21 protein-coding genes are annotated in these 24,217 nt (G+C 71.8%); 7 read left to right on the top strand and 14 right to left on the bottom strand.

Going from position 1 to position 24,217, the window contains the following annotated elements:
* Nucleotides 1-43: 43 nt before the first annotated feature.
* The 4 genes from ACZBH1_RS06735 to ACZBH1_RS06720 all read right to left on the bottom strand — a co-directional run bounded on the left by ACZBH1_RS06735 (nt 44) and on the right by ACZBH1_RS06720 (nt 4,827).
* The gene (locus tag ACZBH1_RS06735; protein WP_463645892.1) at nt 44-1,438 is read right to left on the bottom strand and encodes a dihydrolipoamide acetyltransferase family protein; all 1,395 of its coding nucleotides are present in this window, start codon (nt 1,436-1,438) and stop codon (nt 44-46) included.
* Between the two features lie 76 nt (nt 1,439-1,514).
* Nucleotides 1,515-2,480, bottom strand: coding sequence for an alpha-ketoacid dehydrogenase subunit beta (locus ACZBH1_RS06730; protein ID WP_336395027.1), 966 nt, complete (start codon nt 2,478-2,480; stop codon nt 1,515-1,517).
* A 62-nt stretch (nt 2,481-2,542) separates the two neighbouring features.
* Nucleotides 2,543-3,709, bottom strand: coding sequence for a thiamine pyrophosphate-dependent enzyme (locus ACZBH1_RS06725; protein WP_378879146.1), 1,167 nt, complete (start codon nt 3,707-3,709; stop codon nt 2,543-2,545).
* Complete coding sequence (locus ACZBH1_RS06720; RefSeq protein ID WP_463645891.1) at nt 3,706-4,827, bottom strand: histidinol-phosphate transaminase; 1,122 nt, start codon at nt 4,825-4,827, stop codon at nt 3,706-3,708. The genes ACZBH1_RS06725 and ACZBH1_RS06720 overlap by 4 nt, the downstream gene beginning before the upstream one ends.
* Before the next feature lie 100 nt (nt 4,828-4,927).
* On the opposite strand from ACZBH1_RS06720, the gene ACZBH1_RS06715 reads away from it, so the two are divergent.
* Nucleotides 4,928-5,317 carry a phage holin family protein gene (locus ACZBH1_RS06715; RefSeq protein WP_336394090.1) on the top strand — a complete coding sequence of 130 codons (390 nt, stop codon included), beginning with the start codon at nt 4,928-4,930 and terminating at the stop codon, nt 5,315-5,317.
* Here the strand turns inward: ACZBH1_RS06715 and ACZBH1_RS06710 are convergent.
* The 3 genes from ACZBH1_RS06710 to ACZBH1_RS06700 all read right to left on the bottom strand — a co-directional run bounded on the left by ACZBH1_RS06710 (nt 5,292) and on the right by ACZBH1_RS06700 (nt 10,622).
* Nucleotides 5,292-6,923, bottom strand: coding sequence for a serine/threonine-protein kinase (locus ACZBH1_RS06710; protein ID WP_463645890.1), 1,632 nt, complete (start codon nt 6,921-6,923; stop codon nt 5,292-5,294). The two genes, ACZBH1_RS06715 and ACZBH1_RS06710, sit on opposite strands and share 26 nt — an antisense overlap.
* On the bottom strand, nt 6,920-7,222 hold the full coding sequence (locus ACZBH1_RS06705; protein WP_378879153.1) for a hypothetical protein: 303 nt from the start codon (nt 7,220-7,222) through the stop codon (nt 6,920-6,922). Before ACZBH1_RS06705 ends, ACZBH1_RS06710 begins: the two co-directional genes overlap by 4 nt.
* A 154-nt stretch (nt 7,223-7,376) precedes the next feature.
* Entirely contained in the window at nt 7,377-10,622 is a 3,246-nt protein-coding gene (locus ACZBH1_RS06700) for an ExeM/NucH family extracellular endonuclease (protein ID WP_463645889.1), read from the bottom strand.
* Between the two features lie 166 nt (nt 10,623-10,788).
* Here ACZBH1_RS06700 and ACZBH1_RS06695 point away from each other — a divergent pair, with 166 nt between their 5' ends.
* Both ACZBH1_RS06695 and purB read left to right on the top strand, forming a co-directional pair.
* The gene (locus tag ACZBH1_RS06695; RefSeq protein WP_336394086.1) at nt 10,789-11,295 is read left to right on the top strand and encodes a low molecular weight protein-tyrosine-phosphatase; all 507 of its coding nucleotides are present in this window, start codon (nt 10,789-10,791) and stop codon (nt 11,293-11,295) included.
* Nucleotides 11,296-11,339: 44 nt separating this feature from the next.
* The gene (purB, locus tag ACZBH1_RS06690) at nt 11,340-12,722 is read left to right on the top strand and encodes an adenylosuccinate lyase (protein ID WP_336394085.1); all 1,383 of its coding nucleotides are present in this window, start codon (nt 11,340-11,342) and stop codon (nt 12,720-12,722) included.
* Between the two features lie 24 nt (nt 12,723-12,746).
* On the opposite strand, the gene ACZBH1_RS06685 is transcribed toward purB, so the two are convergent.
* The 3 genes from ACZBH1_RS06685 to ACZBH1_RS06675 all read right to left on the bottom strand — a co-directional run bounded on the left by ACZBH1_RS06685 (nt 12,747) and on the right by ACZBH1_RS06675 (nt 15,281).
* Nucleotides 12,747-13,091: an amino acid transporter gene (locus ACZBH1_RS06685; RefSeq protein WP_336394084.1), complete on the bottom strand. Its 345-nt coding sequence runs from the start codon at nt 13,089-13,091 to the stop codon at nt 12,747-12,749.
* Nucleotides 13,088-13,801: an acyl-CoA synthetase gene (locus ACZBH1_RS06680; RefSeq protein ID WP_463645888.1), complete on the bottom strand. Its 714-nt coding sequence runs from the start codon at nt 13,799-13,801 to the stop codon at nt 13,088-13,090. Before ACZBH1_RS06680 ends, ACZBH1_RS06685 begins: the two co-directional genes overlap by 4 nt.
* A gap of 103 nt (nt 13,802-13,904) precedes the next feature.
* Entirely contained in the window at nt 13,905-15,281 is a 1,377-nt protein-coding gene (locus tag ACZBH1_RS06675) for a pyridoxal phosphate-dependent decarboxylase family protein (protein ID WP_463645887.1), read from the bottom strand.
* Between the two features lie 165 nt (nt 15,282-15,446).
* On the opposite strand from ACZBH1_RS06675, the gene ACZBH1_RS06670 reads away from it, so the two are divergent.
* Entirely contained in the window at nt 15,447-15,887 is a 441-nt protein-coding gene (locus ACZBH1_RS06670; protein ID WP_336394081.1) for a hypothetical protein, read from the top strand.
* A gap of 25 nt (nt 15,888-15,912) precedes the next feature.
* On the opposite strand, the gene ACZBH1_RS06665 is transcribed toward ACZBH1_RS06670, so the two are convergent.
* Nucleotides 15,913-16,710: an alpha/beta fold hydrolase gene (locus ACZBH1_RS06665; protein ID WP_463645886.1), complete on the bottom strand. Its 798-nt coding sequence runs from the start codon at nt 16,708-16,710 to the stop codon at nt 15,913-15,915.
* A gap of 127 nt (nt 16,711-16,837) precedes the next feature.
* On the opposite strand from ACZBH1_RS06665, the gene ACZBH1_RS06660 reads away from it, so the two are divergent.
* Nucleotides 16,838-17,623: a hypothetical protein gene (locus ACZBH1_RS06660; RefSeq protein WP_463645885.1), complete on the top strand. Its 786-nt coding sequence runs from the start codon at nt 16,838-16,840 to the stop codon at nt 17,621-17,623.
* Between the two features lie 63 nt (nt 17,624-17,686).
* Nucleotides 17,687-17,866, top strand: a complete 180-nt coding sequence (locus ACZBH1_RS06655) for a CsbD family protein (protein WP_336394078.1) — start codon at nt 17,687-17,689, stop codon at nt 17,864-17,866.
* Nucleotides 17,867-17,965: 99 nt separating this feature from the next.
* Here the strand turns inward: ACZBH1_RS06655 and ACZBH1_RS06650 are convergent, their stop codons facing one another.
* Complete coding sequence (locus tag ACZBH1_RS06650; RefSeq protein ID WP_336394077.1) at nt 17,966-18,901, bottom strand: aldo/keto reductase; 936 nt, start codon at nt 18,899-18,901, stop codon at nt 17,966-17,968.
* Nucleotides 18,902-19,028: 127 nt separating this feature from the next.
* Here ACZBH1_RS06650 and ACZBH1_RS06645 point away from each other — a divergent pair, with 127 nt between their 5' ends.
* On the top strand, nt 19,029-21,311 hold the full coding sequence (locus tag ACZBH1_RS06645; RefSeq protein ID WP_463645884.1) for an esterase-like activity of phytase family protein: 2,283 nt from the start codon (nt 19,029-19,031) through the stop codon (nt 21,309-21,311).
* A gap of 53 nt (nt 21,312-21,364) precedes the next feature.
* Here the strand turns inward: ACZBH1_RS06645 and ACZBH1_RS06640 are convergent, their stop codons facing one another.
* Nucleotides 21,365-22,615, bottom strand: coding sequence for an alpha/beta fold hydrolase (locus ACZBH1_RS06640; protein WP_463645883.1), 1,251 nt, complete (start codon nt 22,613-22,615; stop codon nt 21,365-21,367).
* 33 nt (nt 22,616-22,648) lie between these two features.
* Nucleotides 22,649-24,166, bottom strand: coding sequence for an MATE family efflux transporter (locus tag ACZBH1_RS06635; RefSeq protein ID WP_336394074.1), 1,518 nt, complete (start codon nt 24,164-24,166; stop codon nt 22,649-22,651).
* Nucleotides 24,167-24,217 lie beyond the last annotated feature (51 nt).

Genomic DNA, 24,217 nt, shown 5'->3' with positions numbered 1-24,217 from the left:
AATGAGAATCGTTCTCAAATCGCTCGGGCGAGCGGCGTCATCGTCAGTCGAGCAGCAGCGCGGGCTCCTCGAGGATGGAGGCGACGTCCGCGATGAACCGCGACATCCCGTCGCCGTCGACCACGCGGTGATCGAACGAGCCGGCCACGGTCGTGACCCACCGCGGGCGGACCTCGCCGTCGACGACCCACGGCTTCTGGCGGATGGTGCCGAGGGCGACGATGCCGGCCTCGCCGGGGTTGATGATCGGGGTGCCGGCATCCATGCCGAAGACGCCGATGTTCGTGATCGTGATGGTGCCGCCCTGCTGGTCGGCCGGGGTGGTCTTGCCGTCGCGCGCCGTGAGGGTGAGCTTCTCGAGCGCCCGGGCCAGATCGCGCATCGAAAGGTCCTGCGCGTCCTTGATGTTGGGGACGAGAAGGCCACGCGGCGTGGCGGCGGCGATCCCGAGGTTCACGTACCGGCGCACCCGGATCTCGGCGCCGCCCTCGGCGTCGACCCACGCGGCGTTGACCATCGGCGTGCGGCGGGCCGCCCAGATCACGGCGCGGGCCATGATCAGCAGCGGCGACACCTTGACGTCGGCGAAGTCGGGCGACGCCTTGAGCCGCTTGACGAGCTCCATCGTGCGGGTGGCGTCGACGTCGGTCCACACCGACACGTGCGGCGCCGAGTAGGCCGACTGCACCATCGCCGACGACGTGGCCTTGCGCACGCCCTTGACGGCGATGGTCTCCTCGCGGCTGTCGCCCGAGTCCTGAGCCGGCCGAGCCGCCGGCGCCGGGGCCTGGGGCGCGGCCGGCGCCGTGGCCGCCGCGGGAGCCGGGATCGGGATGGTCTCCTCGCGCACGTCGCCCCACTCGGGCGTCTCGATGTTGCGGAAGACGCTCGCCTGCGACGCGTGCCGCACGACGTCGTCGCGCGTCACCTCGCCGGCCGGGCCGCTGGGCGTGACGGCGCCGAGCTCGACGCCGAGGTCGCGGGCGAGCTTGCGGATCGGGGGCTTCGCGATCACGCCGACGGATGCCGCGACCCGCTGCTCCGCCGGCACCGCGCGCTTCGCGCGCCGCGACTGGACGTGTCCGCCGGTGCCGTAGCCGACCAGCACCGCACCCTCGCCGGCATCGGGCGCCGGCGCGGCGGGGCCGCCGTGCTCGGACTGCCCGACGGTCGCCGGGCCGGAGGCATCCGTCCCCGCGCCGGGGGCGATGGTGATGATGGCGGCGCCGACCTCGACCGTCTCGCCCTCGGCCGCGAGCAGCTCACCCACGGTTCCCGCGAAGGGCGACGGCAGCTCGACGAGGGACTTGGCGGTCTCGATCTCGACGAGGACGTCGTTGACCGCGACCGCGTCGCCGGGGGCGACGCGCCACTGGACGATCTCGGCCTCGGTCAGCCCTTCACCGACATCGGGGAGGACGAACGTCTGGGTGCTCATGCGGTGTCCTTTCGCGGCATCCCGTCACTTCACTCGCAGGGGAGGCCGGCCATCGGGAAGGAGGCGAGGGTGGGGGTCAGTAGGCGAGGGACCGGTCGACGGCCTCGAGGATGCGGTCGGCGTCGGGCAGGTAGGAGCCCTCGAGCTTGGCAGGGGGGAACGGGGCATCGAACCCCGACACGCGCAGCACCGGAGCCTCGAGCGCATAGAACGCGCGCTCCATCACGGTCGCCGCCACCTCTGAGCCGAGCGACGTGAAGCCCGGCGCCTCCTGCGCGTAGATCATGCGGCCGGTGCGCCGCACCGAGTCGAGGATCGGCCCGTAGTCCACGGGCGACAGCGAGCGCAGGTCGACGACCTCGATGCTGGTGCCCTCGGCCTCGGCGAGCACGGCGGCCTGCAGCATCGTCGTCACCATGGCGCCGTGGCCGACGAGCGTGACGTCGGTGCCGCGGCGGACGATGCGCGACGCGTGCAGCGGCAGCGCGCGGGCCGACGTGTCGACCTCGCCCTTCTGCCAGTACTTGCTCTTGGGCTCGAGGAAGATGACGGGGTCGGCCGAGGCGATCGCGTCCTGGATCATCCAGTAGCCGTCGTTCGGCGTCGACGGGCTCACGACGCGCAGGCCCGGGGTGTGCGTGAAGTACGCCTCGGGGCTCTCCTGGTGGTGCTCGATGGCACCGATGTGCCCGCCGTAGGGGATGCGGATCACGACGGGCATCTGCACCGCGCCCTCGAGACGGTTCGTCATCTTCGCCAGCTGCGAGGTGATCTGGTCGAACGCGGGGAAGACGAATCCGTCGAACTGGATCTCGACGACCGGGCGGAAGCCGGCCAGTGCCAGCCCGATCGCGGTGCCGACGAGTCCGGACTCGGCGAGCGGGCTGTCGATCACGCGCCGCTCGCCGAACTCGGCCTGCAGCCCTTCGGTGATGCGGAAGACGCCGCCGAGCTTGCCGATGTCCTCGCCCATCAGGAGCACGCGGTCGCTGCCGGCGAGGGACGCGCGCAGGCCGGCGTTGATGGCCCGGCTGAGCGGCATCGTCTGGACGGCCGGGGCGGCGTCGGCGTCCGTCGCGCTCGTCGTCCGGATGTCGGTGTCGGTCACGATGCGCCTCCTTCGAAGGATGCCTCGTACCCGGCGAGCCACTCGCGCTGCTCGGCCATGAGGGGGTGGGGCTCGGAATACACGTGGGCGAACAGCTGGTCGGGCTCGAGTCCGCCCAGCGCGTTGGTGCGCGTGCGGATGTCGTCGGCGAGAGCCGCACCCTCCGCGTCCACGTCGGCGAAGAACGCCTCCGACGCCCCGCGGGCGAGGAGGAAGGCCCTCATGCGCGCGAGGGGGTCGCGGCGGCGCCATGCCTCCTCCTCGCTCGATGGGCGGTACTTCGTGGGATCGTCGCTCGTCGTGTGCGCGCCCAGGCGGTAGGTCATCGCCTCGATCGCCTGCGGCCCGCCGCCGGCGCGCGCGTCGTCGAGCGCGGCGCGCGTGACCGCCCAGCTCGCCAGCACATCGTTGCCGTCGATCAGCGTGCTCGGCATCCCATAGCCCGCGCCGCGCTTGTACAGCGGCGAGCGCGACTGCGTCGAGACCGGCACCGAGATCGCCCACTGGTTGTTCTGCAGGAAGAAGACCTCGGGCGTCTGATAGCTCGCGGCGAAGACCATGGCCTCGTGCACGTCGCCCTGGCTCGAGGCGCCGTCGCCGTAGTAGACGATGACGGCCTCGTCGCGGTCGGCGTCGCCGGTGCCGCAGCGGCCGTCGAAGACGAGACCCATGCCGAAGCCTGTCGCGTGCAGCGTCTGCGAGCCGAGCACGAGCGTGTAGATGTGGGTGTTGCCGTTCTTGGGGTCGGTCGGGTCCCACCCGCCGTGCGTCAGTCCGCGCATCACGCGGATGATGTCGATCAAATCGACGCCGCGGATCTTGGTGACGACGTGCTCACGGTAGGACGGGAAGATGTGATCCTGCGTCCGCGCCGCCCGAGCGGACCCGACCTGCGCGGCCTCCTGGCCGTAGCTCGGCGGCCAGAGGGCGAGCTGTCCCTGGCGCTGCAGATTGGTCGCCTGCACGTCGAACGCGCGGATGACCGCCATGTCGCGGTAGAACGTCTCGAGGTCGGCGTCGGCGAGGCCGTCGACCGCGTCCCGGTAGGGCTCGGCGGCGGGCGTGGGCGCGAAGGTCCCGTCCGCGCGGAGGAAGCGGACGATGGCGGGATCTTCGGCCGGCGCCGCGGCGTCGGTCGTCACCGAATCTTCAGGCGGGGTCACCGTTCCACGCTAGCCCGCGCCCCCGCGTGCCCTTCCGGGAGGTTCTTCACAACGGATGCCGCGATTCCTAGGACCTTCTCGACAGACTCCTCCTCGCCGACAGAGATCCGGATGCCGTCGCCCGCGAACGGGCGGACGATCAGGCCGCCCTCTTCGAAAGCGGTGGCGAAGGCCGCGGTCTCTTCGCCGGCGGGAAGCCAGACGAAGTTGCCCTGCGCGGCCGGGACCTCCCAGCCCGCGGCGCGCAGCTCCTCGGCGAGGCGGTCGCGGCGCTCGGCGATGACCCGTACGCGCTGGAGGAGCTCGGCCTCGGCGTCGAGGCTCGCCAGCGCCGCCTCCTCGGCGTGGGCGGTCACCGACAGCGGGATGGCGGTCGTCCTGGCGGCGTCGAGGATCCTCGGGTGGCCGACGGCGTAGCCGATGCGCAGGCCGGCCAGGCCGTAGGCCTTGGAGAAGGTGCGGAGCACGACGACGTTGGGGTTCTCGCCCCGGGCCAGGACGGCGGCGCCGTCGACGGCGTCGGGGTCGGTGACGAACTCGGCGTAGGCCTCGTCGAGGATGACCAGCACGTCGCGGGGGACGCGCGCGACGAAGGCGTCGAACTCCGCCTGCGTGACGACCGGCCCGGTGGGGTTGTTCGGGCTGCACACCAGGACGGCGCGGGTGCGATCGGTGATGGCCGCCGCCATCGCGTCGAGGTCGTGACGGGCGCCCGCGGCGAGCGGCACCTGGACGGGCGTCGCGCCGGAGACGACCGCGAGCCACGGGTAGGCCTCGAACGACCGCCACGCGTAGATCACCTCGTCCCCGGGGCCGGAGGTCGCCTGGACCAGCTGCGCGAGGATCGAGACGCTGCCGGCCCCGACGTGCACCGCGTCGGTGCCCACGCCGAACCGCTCGGCCAGGCGCTCCCGCAGGCGTGCGGCCGTGGCATCCGGATACCGGTTGAAGGCCGTCGCCGACTGCACGCGCTGCAGCACGCCCGGCAGTGGATCGAACGGGTTCTCGTTGCTGGAGAGCTTGTACGCCTCGGCGCCCGCCTGCCTGCCCTGCTTGTACGGGGGGAGCGCGGCCACCTCCGGGCGCACGCGGACGGGGATGTCGGAAGCGTCGGTCACGCCCCCGAGTCTACGAGCGGCGACCGCTCCGCGTCTGCCGGAGAGGACCCCGCCGCGAACCGTTGGCCGCCGCGAGGTGTCGTGGAAGACTGGGCGCACTATGGGCTTCCTCATCCGCGTCGTCGTCAACGCGTTCGCGATCTGGGTCGTCACCCTGATCCCCGCGCTCCAGGTCACCGTCATCCCGTTCGCGCCGGGCGACACCCTGCAGGTCGTGCTCACCTACCTCATCGTCGCGGCGATCTTCGCCCTGGTGAACACGATCATCGGCACCGTCATCAAGGTGCTGGCGTTCCCGCTCTACATCCTCACGCTGGGTCTCATCGGCCTCCTCATCAACGCGTTCCTGCTGTGGCTGACGGCGTGGCTCACCAGCTGGTGGAGCTGGGGCCTGCGCGTCGAGGACTTCTGGTGGGGTGTGCTGGCGGCCATCATCATCACCCTCATCAACTGGGTCTTCGGCATCATCCTCCGCCCGAAGAAGGACTGACCCCGCCCGCTGAGCCCCGCGTCGCCGCGTACTCGGTCACCGCCACCGCGTCGGCGCGGCCGAGGTCGGCGAACACCGCGCGCAACGTGTCGACGCGCGGATCGGTGGAGGCGTCCACGAGCGCCGCCGTCTCGGCGTACGCGCTGAGCCGATGCGCCGGGGCGCGCGCATCGTCGAGACCGGCGTCCGGGTCGGCGACGCGCTCGGCGACGAAGCTGCCCGGCGCCCCGACGCCCTCGCCGTGCCCGCCTCCCGCGAGCGCCGCGACGGGGTCGTCGGTGTGGCGCAGCGCGACGCTCAGCGTCCCGTCGCCGACATCGGCCTCCACCGGCGAGCCGAGCGAGACGAGGGTGCGCACGTCGTAGCCGCTCTCGAGCGCCAGGTGCCCGGCGATCATCGCTCCCTGCGAGTGGCCGAACGCGTGCACGACGTCACCCTCCCGCGCCCCGGCCGCCTGAAGCGCCGCTTCGGTGGCCGCGTACGAGTCCGACGTCTGTCCGGCGTAGAGCTGCGCGTTGGACGCGTTGTCCCACGGGTCATCGCCGCCGAGCGCGAGCGACTGGGTGCCGGCGACGTAGACCGCGAACTGCCTGCTGCCGTCCGGCATCGTGTAGCGCTCGACCCGCACGCGGGCGTCGCCGGCTCCCGGCATCCGCTCGGTCACCGCGACGAGGCTCTGCGGAGCGACCACCGGTCCGGCGGGCGGAACGCGCACGGCCCCGGCGGCTCCGTTCCCCGGGGGCGCCGCGACGGTGGGCGCCCCGACGGCGGATGCCCCGGGCGTCGCGGTGGCACCCGCCGCGGGCAGCGGCCCGGCGGCCGGCGCGAGCGGCGGCCCACCGCTCGGCGCTGCGGGGGGCACGGTCCGCAGCGCCACCGGGCCGGCCGTGCCCGTGAGGCGGGCATCCCGCGACAGCCGGCCGGTGCCCGCGAACCCGACGAACGCGGCGCCGCCGAGCGTGAGGAGACCCATGCCCGCGCCGAGCACGGCCGCCCCCGGCTCGCTCACCGTGCCGCCCACCGCGACGCCCCACTGCGTCGCCTGCCGAACCAGCTCGGACGGCCACAGCACGGCCCGCTCGAACTCCGCGCCGAGCGCCGTGCGCCAGGCGCCCGGATGCGCGGCGACCAGCGCGCTCAACCGCGCGTCCAGCCGCTCTGCCCGAAGGGCGTCCCCGGCCAGCACGGCGGCGCGGTGCTCGGCCTGGATCTCGACCATCTCGTAGGCGAGCGCAGCGTCGCGCAGCGCCCCGGCGATCCGCCGCGCCTCCGCCTGTGCGGCCTCGATCCTCGAGGAGAGGACGGATGCCGACAGCTCGGCGTCGCCGGTGTGCGCGGGCTCGCTCCGCAGCTCCCGCCGCAGCCCGGCCAGTGTCGCCGCGATCTCCTCCAGTTCGGCGTCGGCGTGCGCGAACCGCTCGGCGGCGGCACGGAGCGTCGCGGTGTCGACGGCGACGGCGCCCCCCGCCTGGAGCTGCAGGCCCCGGTCGGTGCGGGGCCAGCTCTCGCCCAGCACGCTGATGAGACCCCCGTACGGGTCCATCGAGTCGACCCGCACCGCCCGTTCCGGGTCCCACGGCCCGTCCGCCGACGGCGCGCCGCTCACGGGTGCTCCGCGGTGAGCGGCAGACCCGGCAGGGCCTCCGCGAACGCGGCACGATCCCGTGCACGCAGGACGTCGAGCCGCACCGTCTCGGCCACGCACGCGAGTCCCGAGACATCGCCCGCCCAGACGGTGGCGCGGTCGTGGAACACGCGCGCCGCCCGTGCCTGCCAGTCGACGGCGTCGGCCAGTCCCCGCGCGACGAGAGAGGCATCCGCGATCCGGTCGATGAGGCGGGAGAGCGCACCGGCGACGGACTGCAGACGGGAGGCCGACGAGCCGGCGGCCGGTGGAACTGTCACCCCTCGATCGTCACGGGAGAGGCGGGCCCGCGGAGCGCGCCGCCGGGGATCCGTGCAGAGCGCGGCCCTCTCACCGGATGGGGAGGAGGGGCGCCGTCCCGACGGACGACGCCCCTCCCGGTCGCGCACGCGGGGTGGCATCCCCGCGACGGGGTCACCGCTGCAGAAGGAGGCCCTTCAGGCCCACGACCACGATGGCGGTGTCGGTCGCGGTGTTGCCCGCGGCATCCGTCGCCGTCCAGGTGAACTCGTAGACGGTGCCGTTGACCGCCTTGACCTCGACGGTGCGATCGCCCGTGATCTCCCACTCGGCCCGGTCGGAGCCCGTCGCGGTCACCGCGGTGAGCTCCACCGTGACGTCGCCGCGATCATCGGCGGCGTCGACGTCGAACTCGATGGTGCGCATCTTGTTGTTCGGCGCCAGGATGAACGACGGGTCGGCCTCGACGTCGATGGTGGGCGGCGTCACGTCCGGGGGCGTCAGGGAGAGGCCGACGATCACGGGGTCGTGATCGCTCGACCGGTAGGCGTCCGGCGCGTAGATGGCGTCCTGCGCGTCCGCCTTGAACGTCATGTCGTAGTCGATGAGGCTCGCCTCATCGGCGTTGACGTTCCACGTCGCCGCCCCGGTGACCTCGTCCAGCACGTCCTGACCCGCCAGCGCGTAGTCGAGGTAGCCGAGCTGCCCGTCGAACACGTACGAGTAGGCATCCGTCCCCTGGAACTCCGCCAGCAGGTCGGTGTACCCGGCCTGCGTGAGCACCTGGATGGGGTCCTCCTGGGCGTAGGCGTTCAGGTCGCCGATGATGAGCTCGCGCCCGGCGCCGGCACCCGTCGGGTCGGTCGCGAGCCAGTCGGCGAGCGCCGCCGCCGCCTGGGTGCGCACGCCGTTGCAGTTGCCCTGGCCGTTCGGGTCCGTCGGATCGCCGACGTCGTTGCAGTCGGAGCCCTTGGACTTCAGGTGGTTGACCACGACGGTGACCTTCGCACCCTCGGCGTCCACGAAGGTCTGCGTCAGGCCCGGACGGTTGTACTCGTCCAGCCAGCGCGCGTCGACGGACTGGTCCATCAGCTGGTGCTCGCCGTCGGGCGTGACCGACGCGGGCTTGTAGATGAGCGCCGTGGTGATGACGTCGTCCCCGATCACGCCGGTGTCGACATAGTCGTAGACGTCCTCGCCGATGCGCTCGTTGAGGGCCTCGGTGAGGGTCGCGACCGCCGTGCCGTTGTTCTCGATCTCGATGAGTCCGAAGACGTCGGCGTCGATCTCGGCCAGCGCCGTGACGATCTTCGCCTCCTGCCGCTCGAACTCCACCGGGTCGTTCGCGCCGCGCGCATCGGAGCCCGTGAGCGTCGTGAAGTAGTTGAGCACGTTGAAGCTCGCGATCTTCAGCTCGCCGCCGACCTCCGGCGCCTCGGGACGCGGGTTGCCGACCTCGAAGTCGGCGCCCTGCGTCGCCTGCACGCCCCACGTGTCGAAGCGGTAGTCGAGGACGCCGGTGGTGTTCTCGACGAGGTCGCCGCTGCGGAAGGTGTTCGCCAGGGTGAACTCCTCGCCGTTCGGGTGGATCGCCGGGTCGGGATTCTGGATGCTGCGACCGTCGTCCACGCCGATGCTCTCGGCGGCGTTCTTCGCGGCGAGCGCGATCGCGTCCGCCGAGCCCGCGTCGTAGAGCCCGGTCGGCTGATACTGGCGGCCGAGCGTCAGGCTGATCGTGCCGAAGCGCCCGAAGTCGAAGGTCTCGCCGATCGCCAGCTGCTGCGGCAGGGTCACGTACATGCCCTCGAGCGCCTCGCGCTGCTCCGGGGTCGCCGGCAGCGTCAGCTCGACGGCCTCGGGCAGCGTCTGACCGGTCGCGCAGACCTCCAGGTCGACGGCCTTGATCTGCGTGAGGCCGAAGAACTCGTCGACCTCGCCCGCCACGTTGACCACGTCGCCGACCGAGACCTCGGGCCCGCCGGGGAAGTACACGAAGATCCCGTCCGAAGTGTCGGCGAGGTCGTCGCCCGCGTCCTGGACGTAGAACCCGTCGAAGCCGCCCGTCTGGAAGTCGCCGACGACAGTGCCCGTCACGCGGAGGCTGTCGCCGTCGCGCTCGGAGGCCGCGCCCGCACCCTGGACCGATCCGATGGGGACCAGCTCCAGGTCGCAGCCCGCTTCGATCGGCGGGGGTGGCGGAACGGCTCCGTTGGCGGCACCCGGGGTGTTGAACGCCTCCCCGAAGACGGGGGTGCCGGCCGTGCCCTGGTACCCGGCGAGGTCGAAGTCGTTGCGCACCCAGTCGGCCGGCGCGTTCGTGTCGGTGCCGTCCGGGATGCGGGAGGCCCCGCCCGGATCGAATGCAAGGCCGTCGTACGAGACGCCGAGCACGACGCCGCCGTATGCGAGGTCCGTGTCGGCGTCCTTCACCGCGACGGCGTCCACCACGGTGAAGCCGAGGCCGTCGTCGATGACGCCGTCGTCATCGGTGTCGATGTCGGTCCCGACGGCGGGGAAGGTGCCGATCACCAGCAGGAGGCTGACCGTGCCGTTCTCCAGCGCGCCGCCGGCGAGCGTTGCGAGGCTGCGCCCCGACGCGTCGGCCGCCGGGAACGAGATGACCTCGTCGACCGTGCCGGTCGCCGTCCCGCTGAAGTCGCCCTCGATCTCGAGCACGCGGTACGCCGACAGGTCGGCCGTCGCGGGGCTCGCGAGCAGCTCGACGTACTCGACGTCGGCCGCGCCCGTGGTGTCGGCTGAGAACTCGTTGATCACCACGCGCGCGGCGGGAGGCTCACCGCCGCAGTTCGCGGTGTGGCTGCCGAGACCGTCGAAAGCGTCCTGACCATGGCCGGTCCACCCGGCGGAGGGGTCGAACGCGTCGCCGCCGTCCGGGTCGCCGACGCAGACATCCGCGCTGCGGCGCAGGGTGTTGTTGGTCGTCGCGGTGGATGTTCCCGCGCCCCAGCCCGCGACGCCGGGGTCGAGGCCGATCTGTCCGAAGACGTCGACCGCGGAACCGCCCTTGACCAGCGCCAGCGCGTCGTTGCCGTTGAAGAGGCCCGTCGTGGTGCCGGTGAGCTGGTCGGCGGCGTTGCGGACCGCCTCAGCGGCGGCGCCGTGCGCCAGCACGAACACGTCGCCGGGCGCGACGGTCCCGATCAGGTTGATCGTGAGGCCGGCGGTCGCACCGCCGTTCGAGTACTGCCGAAGCTGGTAGCCGGCGGCCTCGAGATCCACCGCGGCGTCCGACGGGTTGTAGATCTCGATGGCCTTGTTGTTGGACGATCCTTCGACGTATTCGCTGATCAGCAGGTCTCCGTCTGCCGCGGCGGCGGGCGCGGCGAAGGCCACGATGCCTGTCGCTGCCAGCGCGGCGGCCGCGAGCGCGGCGGGGAGTCTGCGGGGTGATGGGGACACGGAACCTCCACGGGCATCGCGCGGTCTGGTGGCCGCGCATGAGAACACGGGCAGGCCGGTCGCCCGCCCGTTGACTGCAAAGCTAGGCGAGGGGCATCCCTCACGGGAAGAGTCCGGAAGGAGAGATCCTTAACGTTCGGTGTCGGCTCGGTCCAGAATGGAACCCATGACCGCGAGCGACGTGGCGCCCTTCCGCGTCGTCTTCGTATGCACCGGCAACATCTGCCGCTCTCCGATGGCGGAGGTGGTCTTCCGGGGATACGCGGATGCCTCGGGCTTCGGGTCCCGGGTGGCCTCGACGAGCGCCGGCACGGGCGACTGGCATGTCGGCGAGCGCGCCGATCAGCGGACGATCGACGCGCTCCACCGCGCGGGCTACGACGGCACGCACCACCGCGCCCGGCAGTTCACCCACGGCGACTTCACGCGCAGCGACCTCATCGTCGCTCTCGACCGCAGCCACGAGCGCATCCTGCGGGGCTGGGCGCGCAGCGAGGCCGACGCCGACAAGATCGCGCTGCTGATGTCGTTCGACGCGGCCGCCCCGACCCTCGACGTGCCGGACCCGTACTATGCCGGGCCCGGAATGTTCGACGAGGTGCTCGGTATGATCGAGAGTGCGAGCCGGGCGCTCTTCCGGCAACTCGAACCCGCGATCCGCCCGGCGCCCTGACGCCGGCGCGAAGGTCGCCTTCGACGTGATCGACGGGAGCCACCGTGACCTCTCTGCCGCCCCAGCCCCTGAGCCCCCTCGACGGCCGATACCGGCCCGCGGTCGGCGAGCTCGGCGAGTACCTTTCCGAGGCGGGACTCAACCGCGCCCGCGTCGAGGTCGAGGTGGAGTGGCTGATCGCCCTCACCGACCGCTCGCTGTTCGGCACCTCTCCGCTCGCCGACGGCGACAAGGCCCGGCTGCGCGCCCTGTACCTCGAGTTCGGCCAGGCCGAGATCGACTGGCTCGCCGAGAAGGAGGCGGTGACCCGCCACGACGTCAAGGCGATCGAGTACCTGGTGCGTGACCGCCTGTCGGCGCTGGGCCTCGACGGCATCGCCGAGCTCACCCACTTCGCGTGCACGAGCGAGGACATCAACTCGACCTCCTACGCGCTCACGGTGCAGCGCGCGGTGCAGCGCGTGTGGCTGCCGAAGCTGCGCGAGGTCATCGCCGCCCTCACCGAGCTCGCCGTGCGGCACCGCGACGCCGCGATGCTCTCGCGCACGCACGGCCAGCCGGCGACCCCCTCGACCATGGGCAAGGAGCTGGGCGTGTTCGCCTGGCGCCTCACCCGCGTCGCCGACCAGATCGACCGCGGCGAGTACCTCGCGAAGTTCTCCGGCGCCACGGGCACCTGGTCCGCCCACCTCTCGGCCGCTCCCGACGTGGACTGGCCGGAGGTCTCCCGGGCCTTCATCGAGGGCCTGGGGCTGGACTTCAACATCCTGACGACCCAGATCGAGTCGCACGACTGGCAGGTCGAGCTGTACGACCGCGTGCGTCACGCGGGCGGCATCCTTCACAACCTCGCCACCGACATCTGGACGTACATCTCGATCGGGTACTTCACCCAGATCCCCGTCGCCGGTGCGACCGGGTCCTCGACGATGCCGCACAAGATCAACCCCATCCGCTTCGAGAACGCCGAGGCGAACCTCGAGATCTCGGGCGGGCTGCTGTCGACCCTCTCCCAGACCCTCGTCACGAGCCGCCTTCAGCGCGATCTCACCGACTCCACGACGCAGCGCAACATCGGCGTCGCCCTCGGGCACTCGCTGCTCGCCCTCGACAACCTGCAGCGCGGCCTCAAGGAGATCTCGCTCGCCGAGGACGTGCTGCGGGCCGACCTCGACGCGAACTGGGAGGTGCTCGCCGAGGCGATCCAGACCGTGGTGCGCGCCGAGATCGCGGCCGGCCGCTCGCAGATCAGCGACCCCTACGCGCTCCTGAAGGACCTCACCCGCGGCCGCCGCGTGGGCGCCCCCGAGCTCGCCGAGTTCGTCCGCGGCCTCGACATCGGCGACGAGGCGAAGGAGCGCCTCCTCGCGCTCACGCCGTCGACCTACGACGGTCTGGCCTCGCGGCTGGTCGACGAGCTGCGCTGACTCCGGGCCCGGGCAGGGGCGGCGTCAGGGCTTCGGATCGCCGGATGCCGCGGCATCCGGTTTCTGCCCCTGCTCGCCGTCGGCGGTGTCGTCGTCGAACAGGACGGGCTTGTCGATCGTCTTCGTGACCTGGGCGGGGTCGACGGCCAGCAGCAGGAGCGAGACGATGAGCAGCACGGCGATGAAGCTCACGCCCGCGATGACGAGCGCCGTCATCACGGCGGCCTGCGCCTCTTCGGCGGTGCGCTGCTGGAAGAAGCCCATCGACACGAGCGTCACGACGCCCGCGAAGAGCGCGGCCGCGAAGGCGAGCCCCAGCAGCTGGAGGGGCTTCATGAGGTCGCGGCGGGTGGGGCTTTCGTGGCTCACGCGGAGTCCTTCTGCGGGGTCGGGGCGGCGGATACGGGCTCATCCGCGATGACGGGTGCTGCGGCGCGCGGGGAGAACCCGGCGATCCCGAGGTAGACGGCGACGATCGCGGCGTAGGCGCCGAAAAGCCCCACTCCGATCGTCACGCCGGTGAGGGTGTACGTCGCGCGGGCCTCTTCGATCGTGTAGTCCAGGGCGTACGCGGGCTGGACGAACAGCATGGCCGCGCCGAGCAGGACGGTGACGGCTCCGACGACGACGGCGTCGCGGCTCTCCGAGCGCGGCCCGACCGGGGCGGCGGGGCGGGCATCGGCGACTCCGGGGGCGATCTCGCGCCGCTCGCCGCGCGCGGTGAGTCCGCGCCAGCCGGCGATGATCTCGAGCGCCCCGCTGACGAGGGCCCAGACGATGACGATGGCGAAGAAGCCCGTCGTGGTGCGCAGCGGATAGAGGCCGGCGGCCATGCCGGCCACGATCGTCGCACCGCCGAGCGCGGCGGCTGGCCAGCGGCGTCCGGCGGGGTAGACGAGCCAGACCGAGACGAGGAGCACCAGGCCGGTGGCGATCGCGAAGCCGCTGAAGACCGCGCCGCCGACGCCGGCGGAGTGGTCGGGCGAGAACGTGATCATGAGCGCCGCGAGCGCCGCGAAGGCGGCACGTGCGAGCTGCACATGCCGCACGGCGAACGTGCGGGAATCGGCTGAGGTCACGGTGATCCTGCGAGGCGGCGGGTTCTCAGAAGTGAGAACGGATGCACCCAGTCTACGTGGCTCCCGGCGGGAGGCATCCGGGGCGCGGGCGGGCGGCCGCGCCTCACGCGAGCGTGTCGAGGATCTCGGTGAGCAGCTCGAACGTCGTCAGCGGCGAGATGATCGCGAAGCGCAGCACCGGCTCGCCGGCGTGGGAGCTCGGCACCACGAAGGCCAGCTGCTCCTCCAGGAGGTGCTCCGACCACGCCGCGTAGTCCGCGAGCGACCATCCGTCCCGACGGAACACCACGACCGACAGCTGCGGATCGCGCACGAGCGAGAGCCCGTCGCGCCCCTCGATCTCGTCGGCGATGCGCCGCGCGAGGTCGATGCCGTACTCGATCGCGGCGCGGTACTGCGCGGTGCCGTGCGTGGCGAGGGAGAACCACAGCGGCAGCCCTCGCGCCCGGCGGGTGAGCTGGACGGCGAGGTCGGACGGGTTCCAGTCCGGCTTGCCGGTGAGCGTGTCGAGGTATTCGGCCTTCTGCGTGTGGGCCGAGAGCGCCAGCGCCGGCTCGCGGTAGATGAGGGCGCACGCGTCGAACGGCGCGAACAGCCACTTGTGCGGATCGACGATGACCGAGTCGGCCAGCTCGACGCCCGCGAACGCCGGCCGCATGCGCTCCACGAGCATGGCTGCGAGACCGTACGCGCCGTCGACGTGGAACCAGACGCCGCGCTCCTTCGCGACCGCGCCGACGCCGGCGATGTCGTCGACGATCCCGAAGTTGGTCGTGCCGGCGGTCGCGACGACCGCGAAGACGGCGTCCCCGTGGGCATCCAGCGCCCGCGCGACCGCGTCGGCGCGCAGGCGTCCGTCCGAGTCGACCGCGGCGGGCGCGATGTCGACGTCCATGACCGCCGCCGCCGAGGCGATCGAGGAGTGCGCCTCGGCGCTGCACACGACGACCCACCTCGTGGGCGCGGGGCGCCCCTCGTCCACGAGTCGCCGGCGCGCGGCATCCCGCGCCGTCACCAGTGCCGAGAGGTTGCCGACGGTGCCGCCCTGCACGAACACGCCGCCCGCGGTCTCGGGGAGCCCGAACTCCCGCGCGAGCCAGTGCAGCACCTCGTTCTCGGCGTAGACGGCTCCGGCGCCCTCCATCCACGAGCCTCCGTAGATGGCGGATGCCGACACCACGAGGTCGAAGGCCAGCGACGCCTTGCTCGGCGCCGACGGGATGAACGAGAGGTAGCCGGGGTGATCCGTGGACACGCACGCCGGCGCCAGGACGTTCTCGAAGAGGGCGATCGCGCGGCGCGCGCCGATCCCGTCGGGGGTGATCGAGCCAGACGCCAGGCGCTGCAGCTCCCGCGGTGTCATGGGCTTGTCCAGCGGAATGTCCTGGTACAGCGCGCGCCGCCGGGCGTAGTCGAGCACGTCGTCGACGGTGCGCGTGGTGTCGGGTGAGATCCGGTGCATGTCGGCGGGCGCGGTCATGGGAGTGCTCCTGGGTTCGGGTCGACACCTCACGGTAGGGGCGCAGCGCCCGCTGTTCAACACTCGGCCGATCGGGCAGGAATGGAGAAGCGCGGGCGGTGGCACCCGTCATAGCGTGAGGATCACGAGCCGCGAAGCGGCCCCACGAACATGAAGGAGAACAAGATGGCCGGGAAGACATCGTCCGACGGACTGACTCAGGAAGAGCGGGAAGCCGTCAAGGACCGCGCGAAGGAGCTGCGCGCCCAGGCGAAGGCCGGAAAGAGCCGGGAAGCGGGCACGAAGCAGGTGCTCGAGGCGATCGGCAAGCTCGAGGGCACCGACAGGGTCCTGGCCGAGGGCTTCTACAAGGTCGTCTCCGAGACTGCGCCCGACCTCGTGCCCAAGACGTTCTACGGGTTCCCCGCCTTCGCCGATGCCGACGGCAAGGTGGTGGTGTTCATCCAGCCGGCGTCGAAGTTCAAGACGCGCTACGCCACGATCAACTTCGACGAGCCGTCTCGCCTGGACGACGGCGACATGTGGCCCGTGGGCTTCGCGGTGCTCGCGTGGACACCGGCCGTGGAGAAGAGGATCACCGACCTCGTGACGCAGGCCGTCGCCTGACTCAGGGCCCGCTGGCGTCCTCCGCTCACGGAGAGAGGAAGGCCAGTGCCGCCTGTCGGAACACCCGGGACCCCGGCGTGTTGAAGTGGTGCCGCCCCGGGATCTCGACGAACGTCCCGTGCGGCGCCGTCGACGCCAGCGCCCGGGAACGCTGCAGGATGGCGTCCTCGGACCCGGTCGCGAACAGCACCTGCTGCTGCGGCGGCCGCTCGGGATCCGGGTCCGCGTCGCCGAATCGCATGCCCTCGGCGAGCGCGATCAGGGCGCGCAGGTCGTTGTCGCGCACCCGCTCGGCCAGCCGCACGTAGTTCTGTGTCACCGGATCCTCGACCGGTATGCCGCGCTCGGCATACGCCCGCGCCTGCTCGATGCGCAGCCGGCCCAGCGGGCGGCCGTCGGGGATGCCGCCGAGCACGGCGCGGCTCACGTGCTCGGGCGCGTCGACGGCGAGCTGCCAGCCGACGCGTGCTCCCAGCGAGTAGCCCACGTAGCGGGCGCCGTCGACGAGGTAGGTGTCGAGCACGGCGACGAGGTCGGCCACGAACGCGGACATCGAGTAGGCGAGCGGGTCGTGCGGCTTGTCGCTCGCGCCGTGCCCGCGCTGGTCCACGCCGACGACCCGGTAGCCCGCGCGGGTGAGCGCGCGCACCCAGCCGGTCTCGACCCAGTTGTCGCGGCAGCTCGACGCGAAGCCGTGGACGCACAGGACGGTCTCGGCATCCGGCTCACCCCAGGTGTACGTCGCGACCCGGTATCCCTCCGCCGACATGACGTACGTGGGCGGCGGCATCTCGGTGCGTGCGAGCGGGGAGGGTGCGTCCATCCGCCCATTCTGCTCCGCACCGACGGCGCCCGGCCACGCCCCTGCGCGAGGGCCGCATAGGCTACGCCTCGCGCGCGCAGTTGGCAACCGGCTGAGTCGCACCGGGTCGGCGGCATACGTTCGCAGCATGAGCACCGACAATCCTCGGGACCCGAACCGGAACACCGTTCCGCCCGGGTCGACCGCAGCAACGCCGCGTGATCCGGGCGACGATCGCACTCGCCCCCTTTACCAGGGGAGCGACGCGAACGGCAACGGCATCCGCGACGATCGGGAGCCGGTACGCGCGCAGGCTGTGGACCGGGACCGCGACGGTGTCGCCGATGCCCGCGAGGGCTCGCTGCACGACACCGTCGTCCAGCGCGAGAAGGAGCGCTTCGGCGGAATGAAGTTCGGCTCCGCGTTCTTCGGGTGGCTCACCGCCCTCGGAGCGCTCGTGCTCCTGACCGCCGTCGTCGCGGCGATCGGCGCTGCGACGGGCCTCACCGCCCCGGAGGTCGTGGAGGACGCGGCCGAAGCGGCGAGCGAGAACCTCGGCGGCGCCACCGTCATCGGCGCCATCGCGATCGCCCTCGTGCTCTTCGTCGCCTACTTCGCCGGCGGATATGTCGCCGGGCGCATGGCGCGCTTCAGCGGTGCCAAGCAGGGTCTCGCCGTCTGGCTGTGGGCGATCGTCATCGCGATCCTCATCGCCCTCATCACCGCGATCGCCGGCAGCCAGTGGGACATCCTCGCGAACGTCGACATCTTCCCGCGCATCCCGGTCAGCGCCGACACCGTCACCCTCACCGGCATCCTCACCGCCGTCGGCGCCGCCGTCATCGCCCTCGCCGGAGCGGTGCTGGGCGGCATGGCCGGCATGCGGTACCACCGTCGCGTCGACCGCGTCGGACTCGCCGGAGAACGCTACTGACGTCGCCGCCGGGCGACGACCTCGACCCGCAAGGGACTGAACCCACAAGGAAAGGAGATGCCCATGGGCGTCGGAGATGACATGAAGCACAACGCAGAAGACCTGAAGGGCAAGGCCAAGGAGGCCGTCGGAGACGCGACGGACAACGAGCGCCTCGAACGCGAAGGCCAGGGCGAGCAGTTCAGCGCCAAGATGAAGAAGGCCGGCGACGACGTGAAGGACGCGTTCACCGGCGATCGGTGACCTGCCCCTCCGGTGCCCCGGGATCCCTTGGATCCCGGGGCATCGTCGTGTCACCCCGGGGGCTCACGACAGGTGGGCTCGCAGCCCAGCGTCGTGGGCTCAGGGCACGCGGTAGCCCGCCGCGCGGAACAGCTCGTACCACTCGGCACGGGTGAGGGCGACGTCGGATCCCTGCGCGGCACCGCTCACGCGCTCGGGCGTCGTCGTGCCGAGCACGACCTGCATCGCCGCCGGGTGACGTGTGATCCAGGCCACCGCGATGGCGATCGGCGGCACGTCGTACGCCGCGGCCAGCCGATCGATCACGGCGTTCAGATCGGCGTAGTCGGGAGAGCCCAGGAAGACGCCGTTGAAGAACCCGGCCTGGAACGGCGACCACGCCTGGATCGCGATGTCGTGCAGCCGGCAGTAGTCGATGATGCCGCCGCTGTCGAGCGTGACCGACTGCTGCTCGCCCTGCATGTTGGCGGCCACGCCCTGCGCGATCGACGGCGCATGGGTGATCGACAGCTGGATCTGGTTGGCGACGAGCTGCTGCCGCACCGACTTCTTGAGCAGGTCGATCTGACGCGGCGTGTGGTTCGAGACGCCGAAGGCGCGCACCTTTCCGGCGGCCTCGAGCTCATCGAAGGCGCGCGCCACCTCGTCCGGCTCGACGAGGGCGTCCGGCCGGTGAAGCAGCAGGATGTCGATGTAGTCGGTCTCGAGCGCACGCAGCGATCCCTCCACGGCCTCGATGAGGTGCTCGTACGAGAAGTCGAAGTACGGCCCCTCGCGGACGATGCCCGCCTTCGTCTGGATCGTGATCTGCTCGCGCTCCGACGGCGAGAGCCGCATCGCCTCGGCGAAGCGGCGTTCGCAGCCGTGCATGTCGCGGCCGTAGACGTCGGCGTGGTCGAAGAAGTCGATGCCCGCATCGCGGGCGGCGCGCACGAGGGTGCGGACGGCGTCGTCGTCGAGGTCCTGGATGCGCATGAGCCCCAGCACCACGTCGGGTGCCGGGCGGTCGATGCCGGTGAGTCGGATGGTCTTCATGGACTCACGCTAGGCACTGCGGAGAGGGATGTCCAAGGCGCCCGATCCCTCCACGTTCACCGATCCGTCCCGGATTCGTCGCCGGCACGTCAGCGGGAGGCCGGGCGGCCGCGATTGCGTCGGCTCCATGAGTCGATTCCCCACACGACGCGTCCTGCCGCGCCTTCTCGCCGCGGCAGCCGCGGCGGCCACCGCCGTCGCGCTCCTTCCCGCCACCGCTGCCTCCGCCCAGCCCGTCGCCGCTGCCCCCGCGGCGTCGCAGTCGCCGTACGTGCAGACGCACGTGCCGACGCTCGTCGCCCGCGCCACTCTGTCGGCCGACCACCTCGAGCCCGGCCCGGTCTCGGGCGCGCTCGCGACTCCGGCCAACGGCCGCACCGGACCCTGGAACGGCCAGGTCATCCCCGGCTTCTCGGCTGCGATCGACAACGGCGACGGCACGTTCTGGGCGCAGCCTGACAACGGCTTCGGCGCTAAGGGCAACTCCGCCGACTTCCTGCTGCGCAACTACCTCGTGCGTCCGGCCTGGCAGACCGCCGAGGGCGGCGCCGGCGAGATCGAGGTCGAGCGGTTCATCTCGTACAACGACCGCAACGGCGTCCTCGACTTCCCGATCGTCAACGACGGCACTGACGAGCGCCTGCTCACCGGCGGCGACTTCGACATCGAGTCGGTCGTGAAGGCCAAGGACGGCACGTTCTGGGTCGGCGAGGAGTTCGGCCCCTTCCTGCTCCACTTCGACGCCGACGGCACGCTGCTCGAGAAGCCGTACGCGCTGGACGGCGCCAAGTCGCCGCAGAACCCCTACCTGCAGCCGGGCGAGACGCCCCGCGTGCGGGCGAGCCGCGGGTTCGAGGCGATGGCTGCCTCGGCCAACGGACGCTACCTGTACCCCGTGGTCGAGGGCTCCTACGCCGACGACGCCGACCTGCGCCGCCGCGAGATCCTGGAGTTCGACACGCGCGCCGGGCAGTACACCGGCCGCACGTGGAGCTACCAGACCGACCAGGAGCCGAACGTCATCGGCGACGCGTTCACCGTGCGGGGCGACGTGCTGATCCTCATCGAGCGCGACGACTTCGAGGGCGAGCAGTCGGTCACCAAGCGCGTGTACGAGGTCGACCTCCGCCGCACCGACGCCGAGGGCTACCTCGAGAAGACGCTCGTGCTCGACGCGCTGCGCATCGCCAACCCGTACGGCATCGGCGCGGGCGACGGCTACGGCACCGGCGAGGTCTTCTCGCTGCCCGTGCAGTCGTTCGAGACCGTCGTGCAGCTGAAGGACGGCAGCCTGCTGATCGGCAACGACAACAACTACCCCGGCAACGACGCGCGCATCCCCGGCACGCCGGACGACACCGAGTTCGCCGTCATCGACCTCGACAAGACCAAGATCGAGCCGTCGACGGTGAGCCTCATCGGCCACCGCGGTGCGAGCGGGTCGCGTCCCGAGCACACCCTGGCCGCATACGAGACGGCGATCGTGCAGTGCGCGGACTACATCGAGCCCGACGTCGTGTCGACGAAGGACGGCGTGCTCGTCGCGCGCCACGAGAACGAGATCAGCGGGACGACGGATGTCTCCACCCGGCCGGAGTTCGCCGCGCGCAAGGCGACGAAGGTCATCGACGGATCCGCCGTCACCGGCTGGTTCACCGAGGACTTCACCTTCGCCGAGCTGCGGACGCTGCGCGCCAAGGAGCGCCTGCCCCAGACCCGCCCGGCGAACACGGCGTTCGACGGCCTGTACGTCATCCCGACGCTCGACGAGGTCATCGACCTCGCCCGCCACTCGATCAGCTGCGACGGCCGCACGGTCGGCGTGTACCCCGAGACGAAGCATCCGTCGTACTTCGACTCGATCGGGCTGTCGATGGAGGAGCCGCTCGTCGAGGCGCTGCGCGCGAACGGCCTGGACCGGGCCGACGCGCCGGTGATCGTGCAGAGCTTCGAGACCGCCAATCTCCGCGACCTCGACGCGCTCACCGACGTCACGCTCGCGCAGCTCATCAGCGGCTCGGGCCGGCCGTACGACTTCACGGTCTCGGGCGACCCGCGCACGTACGAGGACCTCGTCACGCCGTCCGGCCTCGCCGAGATCGCAATCTACGCCGACGGGGTCGGACTGGAGAAGTCCGTGATGATCCCGCGCAACGCCGACGGCCGCCTGGGCACGCCCACGCCGGTCATCGCCGACGCGCACGCGGCGGGGCTCTCGGTGCACGGCTGGACGTTCCGCGCCGAGAACCAGTTCCTCCCCGTCGACTTCCGCTCCAGCGCCGACCCGAGCGCATACGGCGACCTCGACGGCGAGCTGAAGGCGTTCGTCGGCGCCGGCATGGACGGGGTCTTCAGCGACCACCCCGGCATCGCGGCGGTGACGATCGACACCGTCACGCTCGCCGGCTGACCGTCGCGGAGGGGCGGAGGATGCCGGCGGCGTCCTCCGCCCCTTCGCGCGTGTCAGCGCACGGCGCGATCGTGGGCGAGGTCGATCAGCCGCGACAGGACCCCGCCGCCTGAGCGCAGCCCGTTGTGCTCGTGCTCGCTCGTCACCCACGTGGCGACGCCCGGCAGCAGCCGGGCGGTCTGCATCGAGAACTCCAGCGGCACGAAGAGATCGTTGACGTAGACGGCGGCCGCACCGCGAGCGCCGGACGCGGCGATCGCCGCGGCGTCGTAGAGCTGAGGCCATTCGAACTCCGCGAGCTCGAGCGTCACGTCGCGCCACGGCTGAAGGCCGGGCACGGTGTCGGCCCACTCCCTCCGCACGTGCTCGCCGGTGAGCAGCGTCGGATCGTCGCGGAAGTCATCGGGCTCGGTGCGCTCGGCCGACCATCGCGTGGCGTGGCCGTCGGCGTAGCTGGACTCGTGGAAGACGTAGTACAGCGGGTTGCGCGGGCCGAACGGCAGGGCGGCGAGGAGATCGTGCCGGAACGCGTTGGTGTGCGGATCCAGCTCGAGGAGGGACCAGAGCGTCTGCCAGCCGTCGTTGGATCCCAGCAGCGAGCCGACGGACCGCACCCGTGACACCGATGCGACCTCGCCGCCCGGGAGCACGAGCTCACCGCGGTCCGCGAGGTCGACCACCCGCCGCATCGCGTCCCGATGCCCGGGGAAGCGCCGGTAGTACCGCTCCGACGCGTCGCGCAGCTTGTCGTACGCGAGCGCGTAGATGTCGTCGGGGTGGCGGCCCACCGCGCTGAGCCCGCCGGTGATGTAGACCTCCGCGAGGGAGGCGGCATCCGTCGACAGGTATGCCAACGTGGTGAACCCGCCGAACGACTGGCCCAGCACGCTCCACGTCGGCGCGCCGAGGTGCTCGCGAAGGGCCTCGGCGTCGCGCACGATCGAGTCCGCGCGGAGGTGGGTGATGTACTCGGCGAGATCGGCCGTGCCGCGCTCGAGGTCGCGGTCGCCGACGGGTGTCGATCGACCGGTGCCGCGCTGGTCGAGGAGCACGACACGGTAGTGCTCGAGGGCCTCGTCGAGCCACGACGGCCCCGACGGCGAGTGGAAGGGACGGGGTGCCTCGTGCCCCGGTCCCCCCTGGAGGAACACCAGGTAGGGCAGGCTCTCGCCGCCCTCCCGCGCGACGACGGCCGCGTGGATGTCGATCGTGCGGACGTCGGCCGCGTCGTCCCACACCAGCGGAACGGTGAGCGTGTGGTCGTGGATGGTCAGGTCCTGCATGCGGCGCATCGTCACGGGCATGCGGTCGAGCCTAAGGGCACCCGCCGACGGCGGTCAGCCCCGGGTGCGACGCCGGTCGCGCGCGGAGAGCACCGGGAACCGCCGCCGGTGCCGGCCCGGCTGCCGCGCCGCCGCCGGCAGCACGATCGGCTGCGTGACGACCGCGTCCACGACCATCGAGCCGTCGGTGGGGCCGATGACCGGGATGGGCGTGGTGGGGGTGGCGACCATCGGCGTGACCGGCGCGTGCGCGAGCTGCCGGTGCGCGTGGATGTACGCCGGCACGAGGACGAGCACCGCACCCAGCCACGCGAGAGGATTGCTCGCTGCGACCCCGATGAAGCCGAAGATGCCGCCGAGCACGACCGCCGCCCCCACGCGCATCACGAGCTCGATCACACCGGTGACGGTCGGGATCAGCGTGTGGCCCAGCCCCTGCAGCGCGCCGCGCAGCACGAACAGGATGCCGAGGATCCAGTACGTCGCGCCGTTGATCGCCAGCATCTGCGCGGCCATGCCGACGACCTCGACGGCACCCTCGCCCACGAACAGCCGCACGAGCGCCGCACCGAAGGCGATGAGGAGCACGCCGAGGACGATCGAGGCGGCCACCGCGATCCACGTCGCCTGCGTGACGCCGCGCCGGATGCGGTCGGGGCGGCCGCCGCCGTGGTTCTGGGCGACGAACATCGACACCGCGAGGCCCAGCGACTGCAGCAGCGCGACGGCGAGGCCGTCGACCCGGGACGCGGCGGTGTATGCCGCGACGGCGTCCGCGCCCAGGGTGTTCAGCGCGACCTGCACCGACAGCGTCCCGATCGCGATGATCGACGCCTGGAAGCCCATCGGCAGTCCGAGGCGCAGGTGGTCGGCGAGCTCTGCGCGGCTGACCCGCCAGTCCTCGCGGCGGACGTGGAGCACCGGCATCCGTCGCCGCATGAACTCCAGGCACAGGAGCACCGAGATCGCCTGCGACACGACGGTCGCCAGCGCCGCCCCGGCGACGCCCCAGGCCAGCGGGCCGACCATGAGGATGACGAGCCCGACGTTGAGCCCGCACGCCAGCGACAGGAAGAGCAGCGGGGTGCGCGAGTCGCCGATCGCCCGGATGATCGCCGAAAGGTAGTTGAAGAACATCATCGCGCCCGCGCCGAGGAAGCTGATCTGCGCGAAGACGACGGCGTCGTCCATCAGCTCGGGGGGCGTCTGCAGCATCACGAGGAGCGGCTCGCTCAAGAGCGGCGCGCCGACGGTCAGCACGACCGTGCAGGCTGCGGTGAGGATCGTGCCGGCCGCGACCGAGCGCCGCACCGCCGCGAAGTCGCGGGCGCCGAACGCCTGCGCGGTGGGGATGGCGAAGCCGGACGTCAGACCCCAGGCGAACCCGAGCAGCAGGAACAGCATGCTTCCCGTGGCCCCGACCGCGGCGAGCGCGTCGACGCCCAGGTGGCGGCCGACGACGATCGCATCGATCACGTGGTACAGCTGCTGCACCACGTTGCCGATGAGGAGCGGGACGGAGAACAGGACGATGACGTGCCAGGGGCGGCCCGTCGTCAGGGCGGTAGGCATGGGGCGGCTCTTGAACGAGAGTGCGGAAAGAGGGCGGATGCCGCGACCGCG

This window comes from Microbacterium sp. ZXT2-5 (assembly GCF_055329545.1).
This window is presented reverse-complemented; position numbering and strand designations above follow the sequence as displayed.